General features: G+C 71.1%; 9 protein-coding genes and 1 pseudogene. 5 read left to right on the plus strand and 5 right to left on the minus strand.

The window, feature by feature from the left end:
- Window positions 1-402: 402 nt before the first annotated feature.
- Window positions 403-3,051 (plus strand): ATP-dependent Clp protease ATP-binding subunit, encoded by a 2,649-nt coding sequence (locus G6028_RS03130; protein ID WP_179524491.1) that lies wholly within the window; start codon window positions 403-405, stop codon window positions 3,049-3,051.
- Between the two features lie 120 nt (window positions 3,052-3,171).
- Here G6028_RS03130 and G6028_RS03135 read toward each other — a convergent pair whose 3' ends face one another.
- Together G6028_RS03135 and G6028_RS03140 are read right to left on the minus strand one after the other, a co-directional pair.
- Window positions 3,172-3,696 carry a flavin reductase family protein gene (locus G6028_RS03135; protein ID WP_182641396.1) on the minus strand — a complete coding sequence of 175 codons (525 nt, stop codon included), beginning with the start codon at window positions 3,694-3,696 and terminating at the stop codon, window positions 3,172-3,174.
- Window positions 3,697-3,759: 63 nt separating this feature from the next.
- A complete protein-coding gene (locus G6028_RS03140) occupies window positions 3,760-4,935 on the minus strand; it encodes an ROK family transcriptional regulator (RefSeq protein ID WP_182641397.1) in 1,176 nt (391 codons plus the stop codon).
- Between the two features lie 149 nt (window positions 4,936-5,084).
- Here G6028_RS03140 and G6028_RS03145 point away from each other — a divergent pair, with 149 nt between their 5' ends.
- The 4 genes from G6028_RS03145 to G6028_RS03160 are packed head-to-tail and all read left to right on the plus strand — an operon-like array spanning window position 5,085 to window position 9,065.
- Complete coding sequence (locus tag G6028_RS03145; RefSeq protein WP_338404135.1) at window positions 5,085-6,377, plus strand: LLM class flavin-dependent oxidoreductase; 1,293 nt, start codon at window positions 5,085-5,087, stop codon at window positions 6,375-6,377.
- Between the two features lie 20 nt (window positions 6,378-6,397).
- The gene (locus G6028_RS03150) at window positions 6,398-7,252 is read left to right on the plus strand and encodes an ABC transporter permease (protein WP_182645104.1); all 855 of its coding nucleotides are present in this window, start codon (window positions 6,398-6,400) and stop codon (window positions 7,250-7,252) included.
- Between the two features lie 29 nt (window positions 7,253-7,281).
- Window positions 7,282-8,016 (plus strand): ABC transporter ATP-binding protein, encoded by a 735-nt coding sequence (locus G6028_RS03155; protein WP_182658022.1) that lies wholly within the window; start codon window positions 7,282-7,284, stop codon window positions 8,014-8,016.
- On the plus strand, window positions 8,013-9,065 hold the full coding sequence (locus tag G6028_RS03160; RefSeq protein ID WP_182658023.1) for an ABC transporter substrate-binding protein: 1,053 nt from the start codon (window positions 8,013-8,015) through the stop codon (window positions 9,063-9,065). Before G6028_RS03155 ends, G6028_RS03160 begins: the two co-directional genes overlap by 4 nt.
- A gap of 19 nt (window positions 9,066-9,084) precedes the next feature.
- Here G6028_RS03160 and G6028_RS03165 read toward each other — a convergent pair whose 3' ends face one another.
- The 3 genes and pseudogenes from G6028_RS03165 to G6028_RS03175 all read right to left on the minus strand — a co-directional run.
- Window positions 9,085-9,477 carry a DedA family protein gene (locus G6028_RS03165; RefSeq protein WP_182641584.1) on the minus strand — a complete coding sequence of 131 codons (393 nt, stop codon included), beginning with the start codon at window positions 9,475-9,477 and terminating at the stop codon, window positions 9,085-9,087.
- Between the two features lie 28 nt (window positions 9,478-9,505).
- Window positions 9,506-9,814: an antibiotic biosynthesis monooxygenase family protein gene (locus G6028_RS03170; RefSeq protein ID WP_182639553.1), complete on the minus strand. Its 309-nt coding sequence runs from the start codon at window positions 9,812-9,814 to the stop codon at window positions 9,506-9,508.
- 39 nt (window positions 9,815-9,853) lie between these two features.
- Window positions 9,854-10,056, minus strand: a pseudogene (locus tag G6028_RS03175) (A/G-specific adenine glycosylase); the annotation flags it as partial.

Below are 10,056 nucleotides of genomic sequence, written 5' to 3' on the forward strand. Positions count from 1 at the left end.
CCGCGATCCCGTCCGCCGAGGCGACCGCCGGTGGGGCGAGGGTCGTCTTCCCGGTGCCGGGCGGGGCCTGGACGACCGCGGTCCCCCTGGTGGCGAGGGCGTCCCGGAGGGCGGGCAGCGCGGCGGCGAAGGGCAGTCCGTGGCCGATCCGGTCCAGATCGAAGGGGGTCACGTCCCCGCTCCGTCCACCCGTGTCATGTCCACGACCCTAGGCGCCGACGACGGAAGTCCGTCCCCCGGCGCACGGATCGGCGGCGTTCGCTGTCGGCGTACACGGATCTGCAATGGATCCCCGACCTGCCGCGTTGAACCCTGGTGACGGACCCGCTCCCGCTCCTGCGGTGCAGCGCGTCAAGCACGGCCACTAGAGTGGACGGAACCCGAGGAATGTGAGGTAGCACGATGTTCGAACGGTTTACCGACCGCGCGCGTCGCGTCGTCGTCCTGGCCCAGGAAGAGGCCCGGATGCTCAACCACAACTACATCGGCACCGAGCACATCCTGCTGGGTCTCATCCACGAGGGCGAGGGAGTGGCCGCCAAGGCACTCGAGTCCCTGGGGATCTCGCTGGAAGCGGTGCGGAGTCAGGTCGAGGAGATCATCGGCCAGGGCCAGCAGGCGCCCAGCGGGCACATCCCGTTCACGCCGCGGGCCAAGAAGGTCCTGGAGCTGAGCCTGCGCGAGGCGCTGCAGCTCGGCCACAACTACATCGGCACCGAGCACATCCTGCTCGGCCTCATCCGTGAGGGCGAGGGCGTCGCCGCCCAGGTGCTGGTCAAGCTCGGAGCGGACCTCACCCGGGTCCGCCAGCAGGTCATCCAGCTGCTGTCGGGCTACCAGGGCAAGGAGGCCGAGGCCACGGGCGCCCCCGCCGGCACCGGTGGTCGCGAGTCCGGTACGCCGTCGTCCTCGACGGTGCTGGACCAGTTCGGTCGCAACCTCACGCAGGCCGCCATGGAGGGCAAGCTCGACCCGGTCGTCGGCCGCGCCAAGGAGGTCGAGCGCATCATGCAGGTGCTCTCCCGGCGCACCAAGAACAACCCGGTGCTCATCGGCGAGCCCGGCGTGGGCAAGACCGCGGTCGTCGAGGGCCTGGCCCAGGCCATCGTCAACAACGAGGTCCCCGAGACCCTCAAGGACAAGCAGGTCTACTCGCTCGACCTGGGGTCGCTCGTGGCCGGTTCCCGCTACCGCGGAGACTTCGAGGAGCGCCTGAAGAAGGTGCTCAAGGAGATCAACCAGCGCGGCGACATCATCCTGTTCATCGACGAGATCCACACCCTCGTCGGCGCGGGTGCCGCCGAGGGTGCGATCGACGCCGCGTCGATCCTCAAGCCCAAGCTGGCCCGCGGTGAGCTGCAGACCATCGGCGCCACCACGCTCGAGGAGTACCGCAAGCACATCGAGAAGGACGCGGCGCTCGAGCGTCGTTTCCAGCCGGTCCAGGTCCCGGAGCCCAACGTGGAGCTGTCCATCGAGATCCTCAAGGGTCTGCGGGACCGCTACGAGGCCCACCACCGCGTCACCATCACGGACGCCGCCCTGGCCGCGGCGGCCCAGCTCGCGGACCGGTACATCAACGACCGCTTCCTCCCGGACAAGGCGATCGACCTCATCGACGAGGCCGGCGCCCGCATGCGGATCAAGCGGATGACCGCTCCGCCGGACCTGCGGGAGTTCGACGAGAAGATCGCGGAGGCCCGCCGTGAGAAGGAGTCCGCGATCGACGCGCAGGACTTCGAGAAGGCCGCGGGCCTGCGGGACACGGAGAAGAAGCTCATCGCCGAGCGCTCGGAGCGCGAGAAGCAGTGGCGTGCGGGCGACATGGATGTGGCCGCCGTGGTCGACGAGGAGCAGATCGCGGAGGTCCTGGGCAACTGGACCGGGATCCCCGTGTTCAAGCTCACCGAGGAGGAGACCACGCGTCTGCTCCGCATGGAGGACGAGCTGCACAAGCGGATCATCGGCCAGGAGGACGCCATCAAGGCTGTCTCCCGGGCCATCCGCCGCACGCGGGCCGGTCTCAAGGACCCCAAGCGGCCCTCGGGTTCGTTCATCTTCGCCGGCCCGTCCGGTGTCGGTAAGACGGAGCTCTCCAAGGCGCTGGCGAACTTCCTGTTCGGCGAGGATGACGCGCTCATCCAGATCGACATGGGCGAGTTCCACGACCGCTTCACCGCGTCCCGTCTGTTCGGCGCACCTCCCGGGTACGTCGGCTACGAGGAGGGCGGCCAGCTCACGGAGAAGGTCCGGCGCAAGCCGTTCTCGGTGGTCCTGTTCGACGAGATCGAGAAGGCCCACTCCGAGATCTACAACACGCTGCTGCAGGTGCTCGAGGACGGCCGTCTCACCGACGGGCAGGGCCGCATGGTGGACTTCAAGAACACCGTGTTGATCTTCACCTCCAATCTGGGCACGAGGGACATCTCCAAGGCGGTCGGGATGGGCTTCCAGTCCTCCGACAACACCGAGGACGCCTACGAGCGGATGAAGCAGAAGGTCAACGACGAGCTCAAGAAGCACTTCCGGCCCGAGTTCCTCAACCGCATCGACGAGATCGTGGTGTTCCACCAGCTCACCAAGGCTCAGATCGTGGAGATGGTCGACCTCATGGTCAGCCGCGTCGGCGTGGCGCTCAAGGCCAAGGACATGACCATCGAGATCACGGACCGGGCCAAGGAGCTTCTCGCCAAGAGGGGTTTCGATCCGGTATTGGGTGCGCGGCCGCTGCGTCGCACCATCCAGCGCGAGATCGAGGACACGCTGTCGGAGAAGATCCTCTTCGGCGAGGTCGCGGCCGGCGAGCTCATCACCGTCGACGTCGAGGGCTGGGACGGCGAGTCCGACAAGACCGAGGACGCCCGGTTCACGTTCACCGGGGTCCAGCGCCCGGACGCCGGGTCCCGCGAGGGTGAGGAGATCACCGCGAGCGTCGCACCCACCGGTGAGGCCGGCCCGGGCGACTCGCTCCCGCCCAGCTCGGGCGGCTTCGGTGGCGCAGCCCCCGGCGGCCCGTCGGGTAGCGGTGGGGCGGCTCCCGCCACCACCTAGGCCGGACACGCGGCACGGACACGAGGCGGCCCCCGCTCATCGAGCGGGGGCCGCCTCGTCGTCGGCCGATCTCGTGGTCGGTCGGCCTCGTGGTCAGTCGTGGTCAGTCGTGGGACGTGGTCACTCGTGGGCCGTGGGCACCGCACGGAAGCCGCCGTCGAGCACCACGAGCGGATCGCCGGGATCCTCCTCGTCGAACCAGGCGTCCAGCAGCCGCGCGACCACCAGGACGTGGTCGCCCGCCGGGACGAGACGATCGAGGGCGACCCGGAGTCGCGCCCGCCCGCCGTGGAGGAGCGGTTCACCGGTCTCGGCCCGGGTCCACAGGGAGTGGTCGGCGAACCGGCGGTGGGAGGGGCCGGCGAACCGGAGCGCGAGTGATCGGTCGGCCTCGCCCAGCAGGTGGATCACCGCGGTCCGGGCGTCGAGCACCGCCGCCAGGCTGGACGACGAGATCCCGACGTTGAAGCTCACCAGGGCGGGCCTCGACGACAGGCTGGACGGTGATGACGCGGTGAACCCCACCGGCCCGTCGGCGCCGTCGAGGGTGATGATCGTGACGCCGGCGGGATGCATACGCATCGCCCGCCGATGGGTCTCCGCCGGGACGGACTGGTGAGCGGTGGACAGGCTTCGTTCGGTCATACGAGAAGTCTGTGGGGGTCCGCTACGGATGTCGAACATTACTGTCGCGGTGACCGGAAAGGGTCAGGACACCGACAGCAGCCTCGACGGCAGCGCGCTCGTGGGGTCGGCCGAGATGGTGTCGAGCGCCACCGCCATGGCCGCCAGCTGCTGGATCCGCCCGCCCGCCGTCGACACCCTGAGTTCGGGTGCCCCGCCGGCGAGAGGGGTCTCCCGTGAGGCTCGCAGGAGGGGTCCCAGGTAGCGCGGGTGGTCCGTGAAGGCCTGTCCACAGAGCACCACCGAATCCGGCCGAGTGATGGCCGAGACCAACCCGACCAGGCGGCCGAGGATGGTCGCCCGCTCGACGAGGATCGCGTCGGCCATCGGGTCACCGTGTGACCGGGCCGCGAGCTCCGGCACCGACCCGACGGTGATCCCGCGGGCGGCCGCAGCCCGGACCAGTCCGGAATCGCCCACCACGTCCAGGAGGCCACCGCCGCGGTCGTCGAGGTAGGTGGTCGGCCCCACGGGGAGGTGGGCGAGTTCCGCCGAGCCGGCCCGTGGCAGGTGCACGGCGCCGTCGATCACGAGGGCGGAGCCCAGATGCTCCCGCGCGTAGACGACCAGCGTCGTGCCCGTGTGGGACTCGTGCCCCACGAGCAGCTCCGCCGCGGCCATCGCCTCGACGTGGGGGGCCACGGAGAAGGGCACCCCGATTCGATCGGCGAACAGGTCCGCCACCGGAACGTCCCGCCACCCCAGCAGGTCGTGGTCGATCCTGCCCGGCGCGGTGATCCTCGCGGCCGTGGCCACGCCGCCCCAGACCAGCCGGCGGTCCCGGTGGCCGTCGAGGAGCCGGAACGCGATCGCGGACAGCTCGTCCGCGATCACCTCCGGATCCCGGCCCGGGGTGGGGATCGCGTACTCGGACAGGATCCGGCAGGCGAGATCACTGATGGCGACCACGCACCGGCTGAGGCCGATGTGGACGGCCACCACCACGGGCCCGGCGGGATCGATCTCCACGGGGATGCTCGGCCGGCCCACGGAACCGTCGTGCATGAGTTCGGGTCGCTCGCGGATGACCCCGGAGGACAGCAGCGCTGCCGTGGCTCGGCTGACCGTCGCCACCGACAGGCCCGTGGACGCGGCCACCTCCGGACGGGTCACCGGCCCCCGGAACCGGATCGTGCGCATGACCCTGGCCGAGCTCACGTCGGACAAACGCAGGTCAGGGGCGGGTGATCGGGGTGTCATGGGGGAGAGGGTACCACAGCCTATAGACCGATCGGTCTACTCGTGTAATTGGTTTCCTTCCCGGTGACGGCAATTGTGGCCCCCCGTCTCCGTCCGGCCGCACGATGTGTCGGTCCGCACTCCGACCCGAGACACCTCAGGAGCCGTCCGTGGCCACCGACCCGACTCATCCGAACCCCGACCAGACTGGGTTGCACTTCCACTGGTTCCTGCCCACCTACGGGGACTCGCGCAACCTCGTGGCCGGTGGGCACGGCACGCTGATGTCGGGGGACCGTCCGGCGACCCTGCCGTATCTGCGGCAGATCGTCGCGGCGGCCGAGCACAACGGGTTCGAGTCCCTCCTCACTCCCACCGGCGCCTGGTGCGAGGACGCGATGATCACCACCGCTCTGCTCGCCGAGTCGAGCGACAGCATCAAGTTCCTCGTGGCGCTGCGCCCGGGGCTCATGAGTCCCACCCTCGCCGCGCAGATGGCGACCACCTTCCAGTGGCAGACCGGTGGCCGCCTGCTCCTCAACGTGGTCACCGGAGGCGAGTCCCGCGAGCAACGCGCCTATGGGGACTTCCTGGACAAGGAGGCCCGATACGCCAGGGCGGACGAGTTCCTCGAGATCGTCCGAGGACTCTGGGATTCGGAGAACCCGCTCTCCTACAGCGGTGACCACCTCGCCGTCGTCGATTCCGTCCTGGCGCGTCGACCGGACCCGGCGCCGCCGATCTTCTTCGGCGGCTCCTCCGCGGCCGGAATCCGCGTCGCCGCCCGCCATGCGGACACGTACCTGACCTGGGGCGAACCCCCCGCTGCCGTCGCCGGGAAGCTGGACCGGGTCCGGGACGCCGCGGCCGTTCACGGCCGGACACCCTCGTTCGGGATCCGGCTCCACGTGATCTCCAGGGACACCTCGGAGCAGGCGTGGGCCGAGGCCGATCGGCTCCTGGCGGGGATCGACCCCGCGGACGTGGCACGGGTGCAGGCCTCGCTGGCCGCCAGCGAATCGGAGGGCCAGCGCCGGATGCTCGACCTGCACGGCGGCCGGACCGGGTCGCTCGAGGTCTCGCCGAACCTGTGGGCCGGTGTCGGCCTGGTCCGCGGGGGCGCGGGGACCGCGCTCGTGGGCTCCCACGAGGAGGTCGCCGACCGGATCGCCGAGTACGCCGAGCTGGGCCTCACGCACTTCGTCCTCTCCGGGTACCCGCACCTGGAGGAGACGTACACCTTCGGGGAGGGCGTCCTGCCCGTCCTGGCCCGTCGTGGGTTGTGGACCCCGGTTGATCGGCGCCGCGAGACCGTGTCCGTGCCGTTCGCCACCGCCACCGCCACCACCACCACCACCACCACCAGCGCGACCACCACCGACGCGACCACCACCGACGCCACCGCGGCCGATGCCAGCGGGACCGACATCTGGCCCGGGCAGCCCGCCACCGTCGGCGGGTGACGAGACGAGGAGACCTCACCATGACCACCGTTCTCGCCTCCACGCCGACGGGCCCGCGTGAGGTGGCCGCCGGCCCCACCGCGGAGACGCCGGCTCCCGGGCGCGGCACTGTCGGCCGCCGCCGGCCCCGCCGCCGGACCACCTGGCTGCGCTGGCTCAGCCCCGTCGTACTGATCCTCATCTGGCAGATCGCCGGAGCCACCGGCATCCTGCCGGAGCGGATCCTTCCCGCCCCGCAGCTCATCGCCTCCTCCGCACTGGAGCTCATCGCCTCAGGTGAGCTCGCCGACGCGCTGGCCGTCTCGAGCGTCCGCGTGGTCCAGGGGTTCGTCCTGGGGGCCGTGGCCGGACTCGTCCTGGGGGTGATCGTCGGAACCTCGCGGATCGCGGACGCCCTCGTCGACCCCCCGCTCCAGATGCTCCGCGCGTTGCCGCACCTCGGGCTGATACCGCTGTTCATCCTGTGGTTCGGCATCGGTGAGACCCCGAAGGTGCTGCTCATCGCACTCGGTGTGGTCTTCCCGATCTACCTCAACACGGCCTCGGGCCTGCGGCAGGTGGATCCCAGGCTGCAGGACATGGCGACGGTCTTCGGATTCAGCCGACGCCAGCGGCTCACCGAGGTGATCCTCCCGTCGATCGCGCCCCAGGTCCTGGTCGGCGTGCGGCAGTCGCTCGCGATCGCCTGGTTGACGCTCATCGTGGCCGAGCAGCTCAACGCCACCAACGGCATCGGCTACCTCATCATGAACGCCCGCGACTACTTCCGGATCGACGTGATCATCGTCGGCCTGGTCGTGTACGCGCTGCTCGGCATCCTCACGGACGCGGTGGTCCGCGTCGCCGAGGCCCGTGCGCTGCGCCACTACCGGTGACCACCGACCACCACCCAGGAGCCACAGTCATGACCACCACCCTCGCCCCCGCGGGCGCGCTGCGAGATGTCACCCGCAGCTTCGGCGACACCGTCGTTCTCCGCGATCTCGACCTGACGATCCCCCGCGGCGACATCGTCGCCCTGCTCGGTCGGAGCGGTAGCGGCAAATCCACCGCGCTGCGGATCCTCGCCGGACTGGACCGGGAGCTCGACGGAGGGAGCGTCCACATCGAGGGCCCCCCGGCCGTCGTGTTCCAGGACTCCCGGCTGCTGCCCTGGCGCACCGTCGCCGAGAACGTCAGGCACGGCCTCAACCGGGTCGACGTCGGACGGGGGGAAAAGACCGACCGGGTCACCGGGATCCTCGCCGAGGTGGGGCTCGGGGGCCGCGAGGGCGCCTACCCGGGGGAACTCTCCGGCGGGCAGGCGCAGCGGACCTCGCTCGCCCGGGCGCTCGTCGCCGAGCCGTCGCTGTTGCTGCTCGACGAGCCCTTCGGCGCGCTCGACGCCCTCACCCGGCGCACCATGCACCGCCTCCTGCTGCGGCTGTGGGCGCACCACGGTCTCGGGGTCCTGCTGGTGACGCACGACGTCGACGAGGCGGTGGCCCTGGCCGACCGTGTGCTCGTCCTGGACGACGGCGTCGTCGGCCACACCGAGGCCATCGACCGACCCCGCGGCGGGGGCGGGACGAGCCACCACCGCCGCCGCCTACTCGACGCGCTGGGCGTCGACCACACAGACGAGGACTACTCGATATGACCACCACACTCTCCCCGATCCACCGACGACCCGCGATCGGTGTCGCGCTGCTCGCGCTGGCGTTGATCGTGCTGCTCGTCGGCGCCGGGTGCGCCACCCGCGACTCCGAGGCCGCGGCACCCGTCCCCGACCGGGTCGACCTCGCGGGCCTGTCCGACCTCGTCCTCCGGGTGGGCGACCAGAAGGGCGGCACCCAGGCCCTGCTCACCGCGGCGGGACAGCTCGACGACCTGCCGTACGAGGTCGAGTTCTCCACGTTCACCTCCGGGCCGCCGCAGGTGGAGGCGCTCAACGCCGGTCAGATCGACGTGGCCGTCACCGGTAACACCCCGCCCGTGTTCGGCGCGGCCGCCGGGGCGCGGGCGTCGATCGTCTCCGCCTACGCCAACGGCGGGGAGGGGGACCGGATCCTCGTCCCCGGGGACTCGTCCGTGCGGACCGTGGCCGATCTGGCGGGTCGGAAGGTGCTGGTGGCCAAGGGGACCTCCGCCCACGGGCATCTGCTTCTCCAGCTCCGCAGGGCCGGGGTCTCGCCGGAGTCCGTCGACCTGGTCTTCCTCCAGCCGGCCGAGGCGGGGTCCGCGTTCTCCCGCGGCGACGCCGACGCCTGGGCCATCTGGGATCCGTACACGGCCATCACGCAGACCACCACCGACGCCCGGACCATCGCGACCGCGGCGGAGGCGTCCAACGGATTCTGGTTCGGGCTCGCCTCCCACGACGCCCTCGCGGACGCGCGCCGCCAGACGGCGATCGCGGACCTCCTGGTCCGGCTGGCCGAGGCGGGGACCTGGAGCGCGGAGAACCCGGCGCGGTGGGCCGCGTTCTACGGTGAGGCGGTGGGGCTGACCCCCGAGGCCGCCGAACTCTCGCAGAGTCGCAGCACCCGCCGACCGGTGGCGCTGGCGGACACGGTGCCCGGCGAGCAGGAACTCGCCGACGTCTTCACCGAGGACGGGCAGATCGCCGCCGTCGACGTGGACGCACTGGTCGACGACAGGTTCCAGGACGTGCTCGGGCCGGTGGTCGGGCCGCTGCCCGGGAGCTAGCGGACCGGGCCCGGCCGGGCTACGAGGTGATCCCGGACCAGAGTGTGGCGATCGCGGCCCAGCCGACCATCCCGACGGTGGAGTAGAGCGTCGCCCACATGAGCCCACCCACGGTGACCGCCGGCAGGTACCGGGTCAGCGGCATGCGCGTGAACCCGGCGGTGAAGTTGATCGCCGTCTGCACGCCCACGGTGAGGAAGGACAGCGGAACCGCGATCACCCCGTAGCGCGCGGACAGCCGCTGGGCCCGCTGCATGTGCCGCCCGTCCAGGTGGCGGGCGGCCTTCCGGCTCAGTCTCCCTCCGTTCAGCGCTCCCCGGCCTAGCCAGTAGGTGGCGTTGGCCCGCAGCATCACGATGACGAACAGCGCGCCGAAGGCGACGGCGAACGGCTGTTCCGAGATCCGGTCCATGAAGGCGCGGCGGCGGTGGAGGGCCCGGTCAGGCGGAGGGCTTGACGTCCATCACGACGTCGAACTCGAGGAGGGTGGCCCCCTCGGCGACGGGCTTGCCGTGCTGACCGGCGTGGGCGGTCCGGGCGTCGCCGTCGCGCCATGCGGCGAAGGACGCCTCGTCCTGCCAGGTGGTCACCACGAAGTAGCGCTCCTCTCCGGCGGTGGGGCGCAGCAGCTGAAAGCCGAGGAAACCGGGGGAGTTCTCCACGGTGTGGGCGCGCTCGGCGAAGCGACGCTCGAGCTCGGCACCGGCCTGGGGCGGCACGGACAGGGCATTGATCTTGACGACGGCCATGTAGGTGAGCCTACGCTTTGGTGCCGCGGTCCCGGCCGGTCAACCCGGCAACGAGTACACGTCCCCGGTCCGCACCATCAACCCGTCGGCCACGAGCGAGTCGAGTGCGCGGCCGCGCTGGACCGGGTCGGGCCACACCGCGGCCAGACGGTCCCGGTCGGCGGTGCCGTCCCCGTCGCGCAGGACGTCGAGGAGCAGGCCGCGTACCTGGCGGTCGGTCCCGGCGAAGGTCTGGGTGCGGC

Origin of the sequence: Dietzia cercidiphylli, assembly GCF_014145145.1 — a bacterium.
In the GTDB taxonomy this organism is placed as follows: Bacteria; Actinomycetota; Actinomycetes; order Mycobacteriales; family Mycobacteriaceae; genus Dietzia; species Dietzia natronolimnaea.